Source organism: Embleya sp. NPDC056575 (assembly GCF_042793325.1).
In the GTDB taxonomy this organism is placed as follows: Bacteria; Actinomycetota; Actinomycetes; order Streptomycetales; family Streptomycetaceae; genus Embleya.
The window spans coordinates 1-17,744 of record NZ_JBHTVA010000124.1 but is presented as its reverse complement, the minus strand read 5'-3'; the positions used below and the strand labels follow the sequence as shown (position 1 = coordinate 17,744).

General features: G+C 72.0%; 16 protein-coding genes. 9 read left to right on the top strand and 7 right to left on the bottom strand.

Annotation, left to right across the window (positions count from 1 at the left end):
• Positions 1–42 precede the first annotated feature (42 nt).
• From ACFRCG_RS47120 to ACFRCG_RS47110, 3 genes are all read right to left on the bottom strand, one after another.
• On the bottom strand, positions 43–759 hold the full coding sequence (locus ACFRCG_RS47120; RefSeq protein WP_380042842.1) for a class F sortase: 717 nt from the start codon (positions 757–759) through the stop codon (positions 43–45).
• Positions 752–1,540: a hypothetical protein gene (locus ACFRCG_RS47115; RefSeq protein WP_380042841.1), complete on the bottom strand. Its 789-nt coding sequence runs from the start codon at positions 1,538–1,540 to the stop codon at positions 752–754. The genes ACFRCG_RS47120 and ACFRCG_RS47115 overlap by 8 nt, the downstream gene beginning before the upstream one ends.
• Before the next feature lie 215 nt (positions 1,541–1,755).
• Positions 1,756–2,517, bottom strand: coding sequence for a G1 family glutamic endopeptidase (locus ACFRCG_RS47110; RefSeq protein WP_380042840.1), 762 nt, complete (start codon positions 2,515–2,517; stop codon positions 1,756–1,758).
• A 734-nt stretch (positions 2,518–3,251) separates the two neighbouring features.
• Between ACFRCG_RS47110 and ACFRCG_RS47105 the strand changes: the two genes are divergently transcribed.
• The 4 genes from ACFRCG_RS47105 to ACFRCG_RS47090 all read left to right on the top strand — a co-directional run bounded on the left by ACFRCG_RS47105 (position 3,252) and on the right by ACFRCG_RS47090 (position 7,033).
• On the top strand, positions 3,252–4,097 hold the full coding sequence (locus tag ACFRCG_RS47105; RefSeq protein ID WP_380042839.1) for an alkaline phosphatase family protein: 846 nt from the start codon (positions 3,252–3,254) through the stop codon (positions 4,095–4,097).
• Positions 4,098–4,099: 2 nt separating this feature from the next.
• Positions 4,100–5,461 carry an MFS transporter gene (locus ACFRCG_RS47100; RefSeq protein WP_380042838.1) on the top strand — a complete coding sequence of 454 codons (1,362 nt, stop codon included), beginning with the start codon at positions 4,100–4,102 and terminating at the stop codon, positions 5,459–5,461.
• Positions 5,458–6,498, top strand: coding sequence for a TolB-like translocation protein (locus ACFRCG_RS47095; RefSeq protein WP_380042837.1), 1,041 nt, complete (start codon positions 5,458–5,460; stop codon positions 6,496–6,498). The genes ACFRCG_RS47100 and ACFRCG_RS47095 overlap by 4 nt, the downstream gene beginning before the upstream one ends.
• A 121-nt stretch (positions 6,499–6,619) precedes the next feature.
• The gene (locus ACFRCG_RS47090; RefSeq protein WP_380042836.1) at positions 6,620–7,033 is read left to right on the top strand and encodes a DUF3052 domain-containing protein; all 414 of its coding nucleotides are present in this window, start codon (positions 6,620–6,622) and stop codon (positions 7,031–7,033) included.
• Between the two features lie 73 nt (positions 7,034–7,106).
• On the opposite strand, the gene ACFRCG_RS47085 is transcribed toward ACFRCG_RS47090, so the two are convergent.
• Both ACFRCG_RS47085 and ACFRCG_RS47080 read right to left on the bottom strand, forming a co-directional pair.
• Positions 7,107–8,096, bottom strand: coding sequence for a hypothetical protein (locus tag ACFRCG_RS47085; protein WP_380042835.1), 990 nt, complete (start codon positions 8,094–8,096; stop codon positions 7,107–7,109).
• 226 nt (positions 8,097–8,322) lie between these two features.
• A complete protein-coding gene (locus ACFRCG_RS47080) occupies positions 8,323–8,925 on the bottom strand; it encodes a helix-turn-helix domain-containing protein (RefSeq protein WP_380042834.1) in 603 nt (200 codons plus the stop codon).
• Positions 8,926–9,002: 77 nt separating this feature from the next.
• Between ACFRCG_RS47080 and ACFRCG_RS47075 the strand changes: the two genes are divergently transcribed.
• From ACFRCG_RS47075 to ACFRCG_RS47060, 4 genes are all read left to right on the top strand, one after another.
• Positions 9,003–10,451, top strand: coding sequence for an MFS transporter (locus ACFRCG_RS47075; protein WP_380042833.1), 1,449 nt, complete (start codon positions 9,003–9,005; stop codon positions 10,449–10,451).
• Positions 10,452–10,623: 172 nt separating this feature from the next.
• Complete coding sequence (gene asnB / locus ACFRCG_RS47070) at positions 10,624–12,465, top strand: asparagine synthase (glutamine-hydrolyzing) (protein WP_380042832.1); 1,842 nt, start codon at positions 10,624–10,626, stop codon at positions 12,463–12,465.
• A gap of 115 nt (positions 12,466–12,580) precedes the next feature.
• Positions 12,581–13,852, top strand: coding sequence for a cytochrome P450 (locus ACFRCG_RS47065; protein WP_380042831.1), 1,272 nt, complete (start codon positions 12,581–12,583; stop codon positions 13,850–13,852).
• 7 nt (positions 13,853–13,859) lie between these two features.
• The gene (locus tag ACFRCG_RS47060) at positions 13,860–14,846 is read left to right on the top strand and encodes an L-tyrosine/L-tryptophan isonitrile synthase family protein (RefSeq protein WP_380042830.1); all 987 of its coding nucleotides are present in this window, start codon (positions 13,860–13,862) and stop codon (positions 14,844–14,846) included.
• A gap of 8 nt (positions 14,847–14,854) precedes the next feature.
• On the opposite strand, the gene ACFRCG_RS47055 is transcribed toward ACFRCG_RS47060, so the two are convergent.
• The gene (locus tag ACFRCG_RS47055) at positions 14,855–15,511 is read right to left on the bottom strand and encodes an FMN-dependent NADH-azoreductase (RefSeq protein ID WP_380042829.1); all 657 of its coding nucleotides are present in this window, start codon (positions 15,509–15,511) and stop codon (positions 14,855–14,857) included.
• A gap of 188 nt (positions 15,512–15,699) precedes the next feature.
• Positions 15,700–16,071 (bottom strand): MarR family winged helix-turn-helix transcriptional regulator, encoded by a 372-nt coding sequence (locus tag ACFRCG_RS47050; RefSeq protein WP_380042828.1) that lies wholly within the window; start codon positions 16,069–16,071, stop codon positions 15,700–15,702.
• Between the two features lie 100 nt (positions 16,072–16,171).
• Here ACFRCG_RS47050 and ACFRCG_RS47045 point away from each other — a divergent pair, with 100 nt between their 5' ends.
• Positions 16,172–17,668 carry an MFS transporter gene (locus ACFRCG_RS47045; RefSeq protein WP_380042827.1) on the top strand — a complete coding sequence of 499 codons (1,497 nt, stop codon included), beginning with the start codon at positions 16,172–16,174 and terminating at the stop codon, positions 17,666–17,668.
• Positions 17,669–17,744: the final 76 nt, after the last annotated feature.

Here is a 17,744-nt window from a genome sequence, read left to right as displayed (position 1 = left end):
CGTCGCGGACGACGACCGGGCACGGGCACGGGTGAGGGTGGGTCAGCGCGAGCCCGTCAGGTGCGCGAACAGGATGGTGTTGTCCTGGTAGCCGCCCTTGTCGGCGTCGTACTCGCCGCCGCAGGTGATCACCCGCAACTCGGCGCGGTTCAGGTCGCCGTAGACCCGCTGGGTCGGGAAGTCGGTCTTGGTGAAGCGCTCCACCGCGTCGACGGTGAAGATCGCGGTGCTCTGGTCGGCCCGGCGGATCTCGACGGTGGCACCCGGACGCAGGGTGCCGACCTCGTAGAAGACGGCGGGGCCGGCGGCCGAGTCGAGGTGGCCGACCAGTACGGCCGGGCCGAGTTCGCCGGGAGTGGGTCCCTGGTCGTACCAGCCGGCGTGGCGCTCGTCGTCGGCGGGCGGCACCTGCACGGCACCGTCGGCGTCGAGGTCGACCGCGGTCAAGGGGGCGTGCACACCGACCTCCGCGATGTCGATCGTGACCGGCTCGGAACGGGCCAGGATCGGGCCCTCCGGCGGTGCCGGCGCCGCTGCGGGGCGGGCGGGATCGGCGGGGCGGGCGGGATCGGCGGGTGCCCCGGCGGCCGGGGAAGGGGCCGCCGTGGCAACGGATTTGGGCGCGGCCGTGGCCGCCGCGGGCGGGCGACGGTTCTGGTAGCCGATCACGCCGAGCACGACACCGCACACCACCGCCGCGACGGCCACCACCAGCAGGAGGCGGCGGCCGGCGCGACGAACGAAGGACGTGTCAGCCACGCAGGCTGCCCCGACGCAGCGCGAACGCACCGGCGCCCGCACCCGCGACGGCCAGCGCGCCGCCCAGGGCGAGCAGACCGGCGTCGGACTCGGTGGTCCCGCCCGAGCCACCGGCAACGGCGCCGACCGGCATGGTCTTCGTCTGCGTCCCGTGCAGGGCCGCCGGCGCGGTCTTGTCGTTCTTGTGCTGCACCTGCTTGGGCTGCTCGTGCTTGGGGAGTTCGGGCAGGGGCTGCGCGGGCTTGTGGTTGTGCACGATGTTCGTCGTGTGGTTGTTGTTGATGTTCACCGTGTTGTTGGTCGTTTCATTGACCGTCACCTTCGACGTGTTCACGGTGTTGTTCGTGACGTTGTTGATCACGATCGGCCCGGGGCCCGGCTTGTGGTCGGGCCGGCCGGTCGGCTTGTGATCGGGCTTGTGGTCCGGCTTCTCGGCGGGCCGGTGATCCGGCTTGTGGTCGGGCTTTTCGGCCGGCTTTCCGGACGGCTTGTGGTCCGGCTTCTCGGCGGGCTTCTCGGCGGGCTTGTGGTCGGGCTTGTCGGACGGCTTGTGGTCCGGCTTCTCGCTCTGGCAGTCGTGCGTGGGCCGGGGGCAGCGGCCCGCGCCGTCGGCGGTCCGCGCCGCGTGGTCCTCGTCGGACCCAACACTGGTGCCGGTCGCCGGCGCCTTGAGGGTCTTGCTCTGCGGGCCGAGACCTTCGGCCGCGGCGGCCGTGCCGCCCAGGGCTACGGCCAACAGGCCGGCGGCTACCGTGCTGCTAAGGACACGAGTGGTACGCATCAGCGTTGTTCTCTCCTTCGCGGCCGGCGCGTGATCGGTGATCCGATGGGGAACGCGGCGGCGCATCGGAGGGTTGCCTCCGGCTTATGCGAATATCACTCTTTGTAGCGTTTTTGACACATATGGGCGATCGTGGCGATGGTCGGCGGCACCCGTGTCACGGCCGCCGCCGACCACCCGCGACCGGCGGCCCGCCGACTCCCGTCGGCCCGCCGTCAGTAGTGCTTCCAGGTATCGGTGAACGTGTTGCCGGAGGCCGACAACGGACCGGGCGTCGCGTCCGTGACGCCGTTCTGCACCATGGTGATCGGCCCGGCCGAGGCGGCGGCGAGGGTGTGGCCGTCGATCGTGGCGTCGGTGAAGGTGACGCTGCCGAAGTCGGCCAGTGGGACGCGCGCGCCGTTGCGGCTCGGTGCCTCCGCGATCACCTCCGCGCTGCCGTTGGTGGCGCCCCGGTAGCGCGCGAGCGTCTTGGTCTCGGTCCAGCCGAGCGTCGAATTGGTCAGCTTGGTGGTGTAGTTGTCCGAATCCGGGTGGTACACCACCGAGGCGGTCATGGTGTCGCCCGGCCGGACCGGGTCGCGAAACACCGACTCCGGATCCGGGTAGTTCTCCCACCAGGCGAAGTAGCGCGGCGTGCCGCCGACCCGGTTGCACTCGGCCTGGGTGCCGGTCTGCTCGACGGTTTTGCTGCCCCTGCCGTCCAGGCCGACCCAGATCGACACCGCCCCGGTATGGGCGCAGGTGATCGACGGCTGGACCCACGAGGCGGAGACCGAGTGGTAGGTGGATCCGGAGGCGGCGTAGCCGGACCAGTTGCCGGAGGTGCCACCGGCGGCCGAGCGGGCCCCGACCGGGGTGTCGGCGGCCGACGACGCGGCGGCCGCGGCGGGTGCCGCGCCGATCAACGGCGCGCACAGCAGCAGCGCGACGCAACCGCCGTAGGACCGAAAAGGCGTTCGGGCACGTGGGATCACGATGACTCCCGAGGAGTGATGGGGGAGGGTGGACGCCCCCGAAGGTCCCGTCGAGGCGAGCCGGACCGACGGGGGCGGTGCCCGGGGACCCGGATGGACGAGCGGGCCGCCGTGGCGATCCAGAGGTTGGCGCGTCTCGGCGGGGTCGGTCAACGGCCCTTCGAGGCCCCGCCGTCCACTGGCGACGACGCCCCTCGACCGGCAACGGCGAACACCCGCGATACCCGCCCCGACCTGCGCCGACGCGCCCCGCCCGGCCGAACCCGGCAGCCAATTCCGTGGATTCGCCAGTGGACGGACCGGTGCTGGGCCGGGGGCGTCCGTCCACTGGCGAATCCAGGGAATTGGCCCCGCCCGACCAGCGATCGGGAGACGCACGGGGAGCGCTCGACGAGTTCCCCATCCGCTCCCCACCCGCTCCCGACGAGCCCCGACGAGCACCCGGCGACCCCGCGGCCCGCCCCCGCGCCGTCCACAGATTTGCCGGGCCGTCGACAGAAAGCCGATCGGCCCCCGGCGACGCGTTGACGCGTGCTCCGCCGGTGCGGGACCTTCGTCGGCACCACGCCCCGGCCGACCGACCCCGTGTCGCGAGCCGGGCGGGTTCCCCCACTTACTCATCGGAGACAGGCATGCCTTTCGCATTCGCCGAGGCTCGTTCCCGTACCCGCTCCCGAGACCGGTCCGAATCCCGCGACCGCAAGCCCCGCCCCCGCTCCCGGTTCCGCTCCCGCGTGTCCCTCCCGCTCGCCGCCACCGCCGCCGGCGGCCTCGCGCTGGCCACCCTGTCCGGAGCCGGCCCCGCCTCGGCCGCGACCACCCCGGCACCGGAGCACATCGTCGTGGTGATGATGGAGAACCACGCCTACGGGCAGATCATCGGCAGCGGCAGCGCCCCGTTCATCAACTCGCTGGCCAACGGCGGCGCCCTGCTCAAGGCGTCGTACGGGATCACCCACCCCAGCCAGCCGAACTACTTCGCCGTCTTCTCCGGCAGCACCCAGGGAATCACCGGCGACTCCTGCTACCAGGTCGGCTTCTCGCACGCCGCAAACCTTGCCTCCGAGGTGATCGCCGCCGGCAAGTCCTGGGGCAGCTACAGCGAATCGTTGCCCGGCGAGGGCTCGACCACGTGCGGCAGCGGCAAGTACGCCCGCAAGCACGTGCCCTGGTTCGGCTTCGACAACGTGCCCACCTCCAGTGCGCACACCTTCGGCCAATTCCCCGGCGACTACGCCAAACTGCCGAACGTCTCCTTCGTGATCCCGAACCTGTGCAGCGACATGCACGACTGCGGGGTGTCCACCGGCGACAGCTGGCTGAAGAAGAACCTGGGCGGCTATGCCGATTGGGCCAGGACGCACAACAGCGTGCTGGTGGTCACCTACGACGAGGACGACAAGCACAGCGGCAACCACATCCCGACCGTGCTCTACGGCCAACCGGTCAAGGCCGGCAGCTCCACCTCCACCTCCTACAACCACTACGACGTCCTGCACACGATCGAGGACCTGGCCGGTACGGGCGCGCACGCGGGCAAGTCCGCCTCCGCCCAGTACATCAGCGGCATCTGGAACTGATCGTGTACCTCGCGGACAGCCGTCGCTCCCCGGCGTCCGACGCCGCCCCGGTCCGCCGACCGGGGCGGCTCCTGGGTGTCGCCGGCACCGTGCTCGTCCTGGGGATCGTCAGTCTCCTCACCGACGTCTCCTCGGAGATGGTCACCTCGGTGCTGCCGCTCTACCTCGTCACCACCGTGGGCCTGTCGCCGCTCGGCTTCGGCGTCCTGGACGCGGTCTACAACGGCTCGGCGGCGCTGATGCGGCTGCTCGGCGGGTTTCTCGGCGACCGCCGAGGCGGCCGGCACAAGGTGGTGGCGGTGGTCGGCTACGCCCTGTCGGCGCTGTGCAAACCGGTGCTCGCGTGCGTACACACCCTGACCCTGCTCGGTGCGGTACTGGCGGTGGACCGCACCGGCAAGGGGCTGCGCACCGCGCCGCGCGACGCGCTGATCTCGGCGGCCACGCCGCCCGAGCGACGGGGACGCGCGTTCGGGGTGCACCGGGCGATGGACACCGTCGGCGCGCTCGCCGGTCCCGTGCTGGCGTACCTGATCCTGCGCGTCACCGTCGACGGGTATCACGCCGTGTTCGTGGTGAGTTCGTGCGTGGCGGCGTTCGGCGTACTCGTGCTCGTGTTGTTCGTACCGCGCGATCCGCGGCCGGCTTCCGCGCACGCGGGTACGAGCGAAGCCGGAACAGGCCCCCCGCAGGCGCCGTCCGGCCCGGGCGGGGTGCGGGCGCTGCTGGGCCGGCCGCGGCTGCGTCGGCTCACCGTGTGCGCCACGCTGCTCGGACTGGCCACCGTCAGCGACTCGTTCGTCTACCTGCTGCTGCAACACCGGTATCGGCTGTCCGCCGAGTGGTTCCCGCTGTTGCCCATCGGCACCGCCGCCGTGTTCCTGCTCCTGGCCGCCCCGTTGGGAGCGGTCGCCGATCGTATCGGCCGGCGGCGGATGTTCCTGCTCGGACACCTGGCGCTGCTCGGGGCATACGCGTTGCTGCTGCGTTCCGGGACGGACGGCGGGTGGTTCGACGGTGCGGCGCCGGTCGTGGTGCTCGCGCTGCACGGGCTGTACTACGCGGCCACCGACGGGGTGTTGCCGGCCGCCGCCGCGAGTGCGGCGCCGCCGGGGAACTGCGGCGCGAGCCTGGCCCTGGTCGGCACCGGGCAGGCGATCGGGCGCTTCGTGTGCTCCCTGACCCTGGGCGCGCTGTGGACCCGCTGGGGTGATCGGGCCGCGTTGTCCCTGACGGCGGCGGCGCTGGTGGTGGCCCTGGTCGTGGCGCGCCACGTGCTGCGGGCGGCCGATCCGGCTGCCGTACCGGGGACTTGCGCGCCCGCCGCGTCCCGTACCCGCCCGACCGACGAGGAGCCCGGATGACCGTCGACCGAACGACCGCCGCCCGCCGCCTGGTCGTCCTGCTCGTCGCCTTCGTGGTGTTGGCCGCGGCCGGCACGTGGGCGGTCCTGGACGCCGCCGAACGTGCGGGTCGGCGCGATCGGGAACAGCCCGGCGGGCCGGCGGTGCACCCGGGTCCGGTCGCGCTGGGCCCGACGGCGGGCGGGCCGCGGTTGCTCTTCCGCAACATGGCCTGGGGGCCGCACCGGGACGAGATCGCGGGCGTACCGGCCGATCGACCGGATGGGCCGCGCACCGTGTCCGGCCTCAAGTGCCTGCGTTTCCACGCCGCTTCGGGCACCGGGATCTGCCTGCGGGCCGAGCACGGGCCGCTCGTGGACACCTACCGGGCGGTGATCCTGGACGCCGACCTGCACGAGAGGCGCAGCTTCCCGGCCGCCGGAATCCCGACCCGGGCCCGGGTCTCGCCCTCCGGCCGGATGGTCGCCTGGACGGTGTTCGTGAGCGGGGACGGTTACGCGGGCGCCGACTTCTCCACCTGGACCACGATCGTGGACACGCACACGTGGACCGTCCAGGAGAACCTGGAAAGCTTCGCGGTGACCAGGAACGGTCGTCTCTACCGGGCACCCGACATCAACATCTGGGGCGTCACCTTCGCCGACGACAACCGGTTCTACGTGACGGTGGCCACCGATGGACACACCTGGCTGGCCGCCGGCGACGTCGCCGCGCACACCCTCACCACGCTGCACCAGAACGTCGAATGCCCTTCCCTGTCGCCCGACGGCACCCGGATCGCCTACAAGAAGCGCGCCCCCGAGGCGCCCGACGACGCACCCTGGCGGTTGTACGTGCTCGACCTGCGCACGATGACCGAGAGCGCCACCGCCGAACGACGCAACGTCGACGACCAGGCGTTGTGGACCGACGCCGCCACGCTGCTGTACGCCCTGCCCGGCGACTACGGCGCCGACCTGTGGACCGTCCCGGCCGACGGCACCGGCGCGCCCCGGATGCTCGCCGCGAGCGCGCTGGCCCCGGCCCTGGTGGCGTGAGCGGAAGGCGCGCCGGCACCGGCGCCGGCGACGACCTCCCGCGTGGATCACCGCGCGCACCGTATGTATCTGCTTGGCTACTGTGTGACGTGACAGGCGCGTCGTGATTCGGGAGGCAGCGATGAGCACAACCGAGTACGAGCAGACCAACCCCGCCGTCCGGCTGGACCTCGAACCCGGCCAGATCGTCCAGGAATTGGGCTACGACGACGACGTCGACCACGACCTCCGCGAGGGCATCGAGTGGCTGACCGGCCACGACCTCGTCGACGAGGACTACGACGACGTCGCCGACGCCGTGCTGCTCTGGTTCCGTGCCGAGGACGGCGACCTCGCCGACACGCTGCTCGACGTCGTCGGCCTGCTCCCCGAGGACGGCGTCGTCTGGCTGCTCACGCCCAGGGCCGGCCGGGACGGCGCGGGCGATCCCGACGCGGTCGAGGAGGCCGCGCGCAACACCGGCCTGAGCCGGACCCCGGCCGTCGACGTCGGCCCGGACTGGGAGGCCACCCGGCTGGCCGTCGCCGGGAAGTAGCCGTCCGGGTGCCGACGCGGGGGTGTGGCGACGATCGACCGCCGCACCCCTTCGGGGTGCGCGCCGGGCGGCCTCAGTCGTGTACCACGCCGTCCGCCGGCCCGTCGTCCCACTCCCATCGCAGGCCGTAGATGCCGGGGGTCACCTCGGGAAAGACCGCGCAGGCGTGGCCCGTCGCCGCGATCCGGACCTCGCGGTGATCCTGCGCGGGCGCGTCGTGCCGGGGCCGCCACCCGGCCGTACACCGCACCGGCACCATGCGGCGGTCGAATCGCGCGCACAACACCATGGTCCGGCCGGGGAAGCGCACCATCCGGGCGTAGCCGGTGGAGACCACGGACGACGCGTAGGCGTAGCTGTACTCCACGACGGCCGTCTCGTCCTGCTGCAACGGCACGTCGAGCAGCAACTCGACGGCGGCGAAGCCGTGTTCACGATCGACCCGACGGCGGCCGAGCCGGCAGCCGACCAGCCCGGACAGGCCCAGGTCGGCGCCGAGGGACATCTCCGGCTTCGCCTCGGTGAGCAGGATCAGCCGGTCCGCCCGGGTGGCGACCGCGCGCAACACCTGCACCACGTCGATGCGTTGCTCCTCGCGGACGCGGCCGATGTGTACGTCGATGCGACTGTGCAGGCACTCCAGGCGGGCGTTGGTCCGCGGATCGAAGTCGGTCAGTACCCCCTCGACCGCGGGATCTCCGAACGTGCCGGTGTGGTCGAGCGATCCGGGGATGTGGTCGACCCAGCGGCCTCGGGGCCGACGCGGGCCGAGCAGCACGATCAGCGCATCGGCGCGCAAGTGCAGCAGGTTCTCCAACGCCCGTACGGCGGCCAGCGAATCCGCCCGTTCGGGGCGACTGCGTCCGCGCTGCCAGTAGCTGAGGCTGGACACGCTCACCTGGACGCCCCGGTGGGCGAGTCGGCGTTGGATGCTCTCCAGGCTCAGTCCGCTCTCGCGGATCGCGATCCGCAGCGCGAGTTCGAACGGGCCGGAGCGCAGCGCCCGGTCGAGTTCGGCCGACTTCGCGGCACCGGCGTGGGGGAGTGACGGAGAAATCGGCATGCACCTGCTCTCACCGGGAGCACCGTGCGGCGACGGCCGCGCGACTGCGCGGAATTTACCGCGACGCGCCTGTGCCCGGCGAGGGTTCGGGCCGGCCGTTGCCCGGATTTGCCTTGCCGATGGGGAAACCCCCAGGTGGGCGCGGGCCTTGCGAACGGGAAGGTTTCCCGGCCCGCCGGTGGGGCGGTTCGGGCCCGTGCGTGTGCCGACGCAAGGCCGACCGTCGTTACTCGGAGTCGGTGGTGGCGCGGGGTTTGGCGCGTACGTGCATTCGTTCCCCCTGTCGACCGAAGAGGCTGAGCACCTCGACCGGGCGCTCGTCCGCGCTGCTGAACCAGTGCGGGACCCGGGTGTCGAACTCGGCGGCCTCGCCCGGGCCGAGGACCAGATCGTGCTCGCCGAGGATCAGCCGCAGCCGGCCCTCCAACACGTACAGCCACTCGTAGCCCTCGTGGGTACGGAAGGCGGGCTCGGTGCCCCGGAACGGGATGATCATCTTGAACGCCTGGAGCGGGCCGGGGGTCCGGGTCAGGGGGATGAACGTACCGCCGCTGGGCAGCGGGTGCGGGTTCAGCCGGATCCGGGGATCCCCCACCTCCGGGGCACCGACCAGATCGTCCAGCGGCACCCGGTACACGCCCGCCAGCGGCAGCAGCAACTCCAGCGTGGGTCGGCGCTGCCCGGACTCCAGTCGGGACAGCGTGCTCTTGGAGATGCCGGTCGTCTCGGACAGCGCGGCGAGCGTGAGACCACGCTCGGCCCGCAGCCGCCGAAGGCGGGGCGCGACCTCGTCGAGGACCGTCCGGTAGGGGAGTGCGTCGTCCGTCATGCGGGCATTCCACCGCGCCGTCCCCATCTTGGCAACACGAGTTGCCGGCGTGCGGGAGCCGGTGCAGCCTCCTCGCCATGACCTCGGAGATTTCGCGGGACGCGCCGGTGACACACGCTGTGCGGCCGGGCTCGGGCTCGGTGCGGTGGGCGCTCGCCGGGCTGTGCCTGTCCATGTTGTTGTCCTCGCTGGGTACCAGCGTCGCCAATGTCGCGCTGCCGACGCTGGCGGATACGTTCTCCGCCTCCTTCGCCCGCGTTCGGTGGATCGTGCTGGCCTATCTTCTCGCCATCACCACCGTGATCGTCGGCGCCGGCCGGCTCGGCGACCTGATCGGGCGCCGCCGGCTGCTCCTGGTCGGGATCGGTGTGTTCACCGGGGGCTCGGTGTTGTGCGGTCTGGCACCGACCCTGGAGACGCTGATCGCGGCTCGTGCCGTACAGGGCCTGGGGGCGGCCGTGATGATGGCGCTCACCATGGCGTTCGTCGGCGAAACGGTGCCGAGAGAGCGGACCGGGAGCGCGATGGGCCTGCTCGGCACGATGTCCGCGATCGGGACCGCGCTCGGTCCGTCGCTCGGCGGCGCGCTGATCGCCGGGCCGGGCTGGCGGGCGATCTTCCTGGTCAACGTGCCGCCGGCGATCCTGGCCCTGCTGCTCGCGCACCGACACCTGCCGAGCGACCGTCGCGAGCCCGGGGCCGACCGACCCCGCTTCGACCACGTGGGCACGCTGCTGCTGGCCGGGACGCTCGGCGCGTACGCCCTCGCGATGACCGTCGGGCGCGGCGGGTTCGGCGCGCTGAACGCGGCGCTGCTCGGGGCGGCCGGGCTCGGCGTCGTGCTGTTCGTGCGCACCGAGGCGCGGGCGACGTCGCCGCTGATCCGGTTGGCGATGTTGCGCGAGCCGGCGTTGAGCGCGAGTCTGGCCACGAGTGCGCTGGTGTCGACGGTGATGATGGCCACGCTCGTGGTGGGACCGTTCCACCTCGCGCGGGCGCTGGGCCTCGGCGACGCGCTCGTCGGACTCGTCATGTCGGTCGGCCCGGTCGTCGCCGCGCTCACCGGGGTACCGGCCGGCCGGATCGCGGACCGCTTCGGCGCACGGCGGATGACCGTCGTCGGGCTGATCGCGATATCCGTCGGCGCGTTCGCCCTGGCGCTGACCTCGGGACACCTCGGGCCGGCCGGCTACCTGGCGCCGATCGTGGTGACGACCGCCGGATACGCGGTGTTCCAGACCGCGAACAACACCGCCGTGATGGCCGACGTCCGGCCCGATCGACGCGGGGTGGTCTCCGGCATGCTCAACCTGTCGCGCAACCTCGGCCTGATCACCGGCACATCGGTGATGGGCGCGGTCTTCGCGCTCGCCTCGGGCGCACACGACGTGACCACGGCAAGCGCCGACGCGGTGGCGACCGGCACCCGGGTCACCTTCGCCGTGGCGGGAGTCCTGATCGTGGCGGCACTCGCCATCACGCTGCTCGCCCGACGCCCCGCCGCGCGCCCCGCCCCGACCGCGTGAACCCGCCCGCGTGAACCAGCCCGCGCGAACCACCCGCGCGGCCGGGGAACTTTGTCGGTCGGGCGGACGACTGTTCGGGTGGAACGACGAGGGCGGGGGCGCCCCACCGGCGCCATCGGACCCCGCCCCGATCCCTCCGCAGCCGACGCCTCGACCGAAGGACGGATCACGCATGTGTGGAATCGCCGGCTGGGTGTGCCTCCGGCCCGACGGGCGCCCGCTCCGCCCGGTCGTGGAGGCGATGACCTCGACCCTGACCCGGCGCGGCCCGGACGCGGGGGACGTATGGGCGGACGCACACGCGGCGTTCGGCCATCGACGCCTTGCCGTGCTCGACCTCGCGGGCGGCGCGCAGCCGATGGTGGATCGGCCCGAGGAGCCCCAGGCGGTCCTCGGGTACAGCGGCGAGGTGTACAACCACCACGAGCTGCGCGCCGAACTCCGCCGCGCCGGGCACGAGTTCCGCACCCGCAGCGACACCGAGACGGTGCTTCGCGCCTACCTCGAATGGGGCGAGGCGTGCGCGGAACACCTGGAGGGGATGTACGCGTTCGCGATCTGGGACCCGCGGTACGACCGCCTGGTCCTGATCCGCGACCGACTCGGCGTCAAGCCGCTGTACTGGGCCCGGGTGCGCGACGGCATCGCCTTCGGCTCCGAACCCAAGGCCCTGTTCGCCCATCCCGAGATCGAACCGCGCGTGGACGCGGACGGACTGCGCGCGGCCTACGGGCTGCTCTTCGACACCGGTCCCACCGTCTGGACCGGGATCCGCGAACTCGAACCCGGCTCGATCCTCACCCTCGATCGGGCCGGGATCCGCGAACACCGTTACTGGCGACTGGCGGTGGGCGCACACCACGACGACCGCGACACCACCGTGGAACGGGTACGCGCCCTGGTCGAACACGCCGCCCGCGGCCAACTGGAGGCGGACGTACCGGTGTGCAGCCTGCTGTCCGGCGGCCTGGACTCCACCGTGGTCACCGCGCTGCTCGCCGACGAACTGCGGCGCCGCGAGGGCCCCGACGCCCGGCTCCGCTCCTACGCGGTCGACTACACCGACCAGGCCGACACGTTCACCGCCGACATACTGCGCACGGGCCACGACACCCCGTACGCCGCCGAGGCGGGCCGGTTCATCGGCACCACTCACGACACGGTGGTCCTGGATCCGCGCTCCCTGCTCGACCCGGAGCACCGACGCGCGGTCGTCGCCTGCCGCGACTCGCCGATCGGCGTCGGCGACATGGACACGTCGCTGTACCTGCTGTTCGGCGAGATCCGTCGGCACGCCACCGTCGCGGTGTCGGGGGAGGCGGCCGACGAGGTCTTCGGCGGCTACCCGTGGTTCCACAGCCCCGCCGCCCGCGCCGCCGACACCTTTCCCTGGCTTCTGGTCACCGGCGACGAGGCCGCGATGCCGCTGCATCCCGACGTGGCCCGCACGTTGCGCATCGGCGAATACCGGGCGGACACCTACCGCACCGCGCTCGCCGCCGTGCCGCACGCCGCGCACGAGAGCGCCGAGGAGCACCGGCTGCGCGAACTGCGGCACCTGTCGCTGACCCGCTGGTTGCGCCAACTCCTGCACCGCAAGGACCGGTTGAGCATGGCCCAGGGGCTGGAGGTGCGGGTGCCCTACTGCGACCATCGCCTGGTCGAGTACGCCTACGACGTGCCGTGGTCGCTGCACTCCTTCGACGGTCGGGAGAAGAGCCTGCTGCGGGCCGCCGCCGGCGACACGCTCGCTCCGCGCCCGATCCGGGAGCGGCCCAAGAACCACTACCCGGCCACCCATCACCCCGACTACAACCGGGGATTGCAGGACCTGGCCCGGGATGCCCTCGACGGGCACGGCGGACGGGTCCGCGCGCTCGTCGACGAGACGGTGATCAAGTCCTGCCTCGACGCGCCCGCGCACGAACTGCCGTGGGGACACCGGTTGCGCCTGGAACGTGTGGTCGACCTGGGCCTGTGGCTGGACCTGTACCGACCGGAGATCACCATCTGAGCCCGACCGGTCTGCACCCGACGCACACCGCCTGCCCGACCACGGCCCCGCACCATCCGCACCGCCCGCACCCGCACCGCCCGCACCGCACCGCACCGCCAGGGAGACGCACCCCGTGACCCGGATCGAACCCGGTACGAACCGCCCCGACCGCACCACGAACGACCCGCACGCCGTCGAGTTGTACGGGCGCGAGTACAAACGCGACCCCTACCCCCTCTACACCAAGCTCCGCGACGCCGGCCCGATCCATCGGGTGCGCTTCCCCAGCGGGGTGGGCGCCTGGCTGGTCACCGGATACGACGCGGCGCACGCCACCCTCAACGATCCTCGACTGGGCAAGAACCACGACCTGGGCAACGATCGTTGGCGGGCCCTCGCCTCGATCATGCCCGAACCGCAACACACCGAACTCCAGGTGCATTTGCTCCACCAGGACCCGCCCAAGCACACCACCATGCGCCGCCTGGTCACCGACGCCTTCGCGCCGCGTCGGGTCGACGCGCTGCGACCTCGCATCCAGGAGATCGCCGACGACCTCGTCGACGCCATGCCGGCCGGCGGGGGAGCGGACGTCGTGGCCTGCTTCGCGGCCCGCTTCCCGTTCCGGGTCCTCGCCGAAGTCATCGGACTGCCCGCGGAGTTCGCGGCCCGGTTCCGGCGCGAGTGGTGCAAGGTCGTGCAGCCCGTCGGTCCGAGGGATCCGCGCCGGGCGGGGTACGAGGCGCTGCTGCGTGAACTCCAGGGCTATATCGCCGACCTGGTCGCCGACCGCCGGGCCGACCCGGACGACGACGGCCTGCTCGGCCGACTGGTCGCCGCGCACGCCGCCGGCGAACTGACCCGGGCCGAGCTGGACTCGATGATCTTCCAGCTCCTGGTCGCCGGACAGGAACCCGTGACCAACCAGATCAGCACCGCCCTGATCACCCTCCTGCGACACCCCGGCCACCTGGACCGACTCCGCGAGGACCCCGCGCTCCTGCCCGCCGCCGTGGAGGAACTGCTGCGCTACGACAGCGCCTTCGAACTCACCACCTGGCGCTTCCTCGCCGCGGACGACGACCTGCACGGCACCCCCGTCCCCGCCGGTGACTCGGTGATCGTCTCGCTGTGCGCGGCCAACCGGGACCCGAAACGTTTCCCCGATCCCGACACCCTCGACTTCGACCGCAGCCCCAACCCGCACCTCGCCTTCGGCCACGGGATCCACTTCTGCCCGGCCGCCGCGCTGGCCCGGGTCGAACTCCGAGTCGCGCTCGGCACGCTCCTCGCCCGCTTGCCCGGCTTGGCCCCGGCCGTCCCGGTCGACGACGTCGAGTGGATCCCCGCCGTGCTCGCGCGCGGCGTCGACGCGTTGCCGGTCACCTACACCGAGCGGGCGTGACCACGCCATGCACGCCATCGACCACCGCGACCGCCCCGGTGCCGCGCAGACCGCCGCGATCAGTGCCGCGATCCTGGAACTGCTCCTGCCCCACCGCCGCGCGGCCGAACGCGACCTCGACCCGGGCCGCGAATCGGTCGCCGACTTTCCCGAACAACTCGACCGGGTGGCCGACTTCGTCGCCCGGGGCGAACCCGTCGTGTTCGCGCTGCCGGGTTTCCCCTGCAAATCGCCCAACCCCGCCAAGGTCCTGGGACATCTGCCCGACGAGGGCGAACGGCTGAGCCTGGCCTTCCTGGACGGGCTGTGCGCGTCGGTGGCCGCCGTACACCCGCCCGGCGCCCGGATGTTGATCTGCTCCGACGGCCACGTCTTCGCCGACCTCGTCCGCGTCCCGGACGCGCACGTCGACGCCTACACCGACGAACTGCGCGCCGTCATCGCCGGCAACGACCTGAACCGGCTGAGCGTGTTCGACCTGCGCGACGTGCTCGGCGACGACCCGACCGGCTCGGCCGACCCCCGCACACACGCGGACAAACGTGCCTGGCTGCACGCGCGTCTCGCCCCGACCCTGGCCGAACTGCGCGCCCAAGTCCGGTCCGACGAGGACACGCTGCGGCTGTACCGGGGCATCACCCGGTTCCTGTTCGAGGACACCGCCGACTTCCCCGGCACCCGATCCGCGCTGCAACGCGACTGCCGCGACCGGGCATACGGCGTCATCCAGCGCAGCCGGGCCTGGAGCGACCTGATCGCCGAACACCACCCGCGCGCGGTACGCCTGTCCATCCACCCGCAACGGCGCGGCGCCGACAAGTTCGGGATCCGCCTGCTGGACGCTCCCGATGTTTGGGCCACCCCGTGGCATGCCACCGTGCTGCGCGGCGCCGACGGTCGCGCGCGCCTGCTGCACCGCGCCGAGGCCGCACGCCTGGGCACCCTGGTCCACCACGACGGCCGCCCCAGCCACTTCCACCAGGCGGCCCACTGAGCGACGGTCTACCCCGTCGTCACCGCATCCCCGCCGGCCAGTGTTTCCAGGATCCGGTAGGCCCGTTCGAGAGACTGCTCGGCGAGCGGCTTCAGGGCTGCCATCCGCGGCACGACCGCGGCGAGCGTCAACTCGGCGGGCACGAAGGTGGTCAGGTCGTCGGTGAGGCCGACGGACCCCAGGACGGCGCGCAGGTAGGGCTCCTGGTGGTCCCAACCCGCACGCGGCGTGCCCGGGGCGTACGAACCGCCACGAGGGCTGATCACGATCACGGACGTGTCCGCCAGGGGGCCGGGTTCGCCGCCGGGCACCGCCATGGTGGCCGGGGAGACGACCCGGTCCAACCAGGTCTTGATCGTGGACGGGATCGAGTAGTTGTACATCGGCACGCCCATTACGACCGTGCTCGCCGCACGCAACTCGGCGTTGAGCGCGGTGGTCAGCGCCCATTCGTCCGCCGGCGCGCCGTGTTCGGCCCCCGGGTCGACGAGCGCTTCGCGTACCGCGTGGGTCAGGTGCGGGATCGGCTGGGCGGCCAGGTCCCGGTAGGTGTACGCGCCGCTCGGGTGGCGTTCACGCCAACGGGCGGCGAAGTGGGCGGACAGGGCCCGGGATACGGATCCGGTCCGACGCATGCTCGCGTCGAGATGCAAAAGGGAGGGCACGCACGGCCTCGAATCGTCGCGGTTTCGGTTCGGCACGGTGCCGGACGCCGCCGCGTGGCCGATCCGATTTTGGGATCGGCCACGCGACGGCCGGCGATGACGACCGTAGACATTGACGCCGGCGTGAAGGCAAGCGTGCCCGGCGGCCTCGGACCGGGTGTGCGGGACCGGGTGTGCGGACCCGGTGTTCAGACCAGGTGTTCGCCGAGCACGGCGAGTTGGGTCACCCGGGCCTGCTCGTGGAGGGCGCGGCCCTTGTCGGTGGCGATGACGAAGACGCCCCGGCGGTCGCTCTCGCACATCGCGCGCTGGACCAGGCCGCACTTCTCGAGGCGGGCCACGGCGCGCGAGGAGGCACTCTGGCTCAGGTGCAGATCGACGACGAGGTCGTGGATGCGGGACTTGCAGCCCTCGGCGTCGACCAGGCGATCGAGGACCTCGAAGTCACTCATCGTGAGGCCGTGCCGGGCCTGAAGGGCGCGATCGAGTTCGTGCGCCACCCGGCTGTACTGCGACAACAGCTCGCGCCAGCTCTCGATCAGCGGGTCCTTCGTCTTCATTGCGTCACGGTAGCGCCGCCCGTCGTAACATGCAAGCAAATTTATTGCACCCACATTTAATGCGTAGACATTCAATGCGTGCGCATGTACGTTCTTGCCCATGGCTTCAACAGTCGAGACCTACGCGGGACCGTCCTCCCGCGAGCACTCCGCCCCCTCGTCCTCCTCGTCGGCCGAAACACCGTCCGGTTCGCACTGGACCCCCAGACTCTGGGGCGTCCTGGCCGTGCTGTGCCTCGTGCTCTTCCTGGATGGCCTCGATGTCTCGATGGTCGGCGTCGCGCTGCCGTCGATCGGCCACGAACTCGGTCTGTCGGCGACCTCCCTGCAATGGATCGTCAACGGCTACATCCTCGGCTACGGCGGGCTGCTGATGCTCGGCGGTCGCACCGCCGACCTGCTCGGCCGCCGCCGGGTCTTCCTGATCGCGCTCGCCGTGTTCGCCGGCGCCTCGCTGCTCGGCGGCATGGTCGACAGCGGTGGCCTGCTGATCGCCACCCGCTTCATCAAGGGCCTGGCCGCCGCGTTCACCGCGCCCACCGCCCTGTCCATCCTCACCACGACGTTCCCCGAGGGCCCCGCCCGCAACCGGGCGCTGTCCGTCTTCTCCGTCTTCGGCGCCAGCGGCTACTCCTCCGGCCTGATCCTCGGCGGCCTGCTCACCGAGTTCGGCTGGCGCTGGACCTTCCTGATCCCCGTACCGCTCGCCATCCTGGCGCTGGTCGGCGGCTGGTTCCTGATCCCGCGCGACCGGCCCGCCGACTCCGGCGGCCACGACGTGGTCGGCGCGATCACCCTCAGCGGCGGCATGCTGCTGGCCGTCTACACCGTCGTCTCCGCTCCCGAACGCGGCTGGGGCGCACCGCTGACCCTCGGCTCGATAGTCCTGGCCGCCGCCCTGCTCACCGCGTTCGTCCTGGTCGAGAAGCGCATCGCGCACCCACTCGTGCGGTTCGGCATCCTGCGTGTCGGCACCGTGGTCCGGGCCAACCTGAGCATGGTCGCGCTGATGGGCTCCTACATGAGCTTCCAGTTCATGATGACCCTCTACCTCCAGGACGGACTGGGCTGGTCCGCGCTGCGGATGGCGCTCGCGCTGCTGCCCGCCGGCCTGGTCGTGGCTTTCGGCTCGCCGTTCACCGGCCGGCTGATCAACCGCTACGGCACCGCGCCGCTGCTGATCGCCTCGATGGCCTCGATGAGCCTCGGCTACGTGTGGTTCCTCGCCACCGCCGGCACCACGCCGAACTACGCGTTCGCGGTGCTGCCCACGATGCTGCTCCTGGGCGGCGGCTTCGCCTTCGGGTTCAGCGCGATCATGGCCCAGGCCACCGAGGGCATCGACGACTCCGAACAGGGTCTCGCCTCCGGCCTGGTGCAGACCTCCGGCCAGGTCGGCGCGGCCCTCGTGCTCGCCGTGGTCACCGCGCTGACCACCGGCGCCAAGGCCGGTGACGCCGACTTCGGCTCCTACCGCCCCGGCGCCAACCTGGTCACCGCCGTGGCCGTGGTCGGACTCCTGCTCAACCTGGTCCCGCTGCTCGGCGCCAAGCGTCGCGGCATCGACAAGGACGACTCCATCGCGAACGTCCGGTAGCCCGGACGGCGCGCGGACGGCTCGACGTCCGCAACGGGGAGGCGGGTGCCGGCCCCGGATTCGCAGACACGAATCC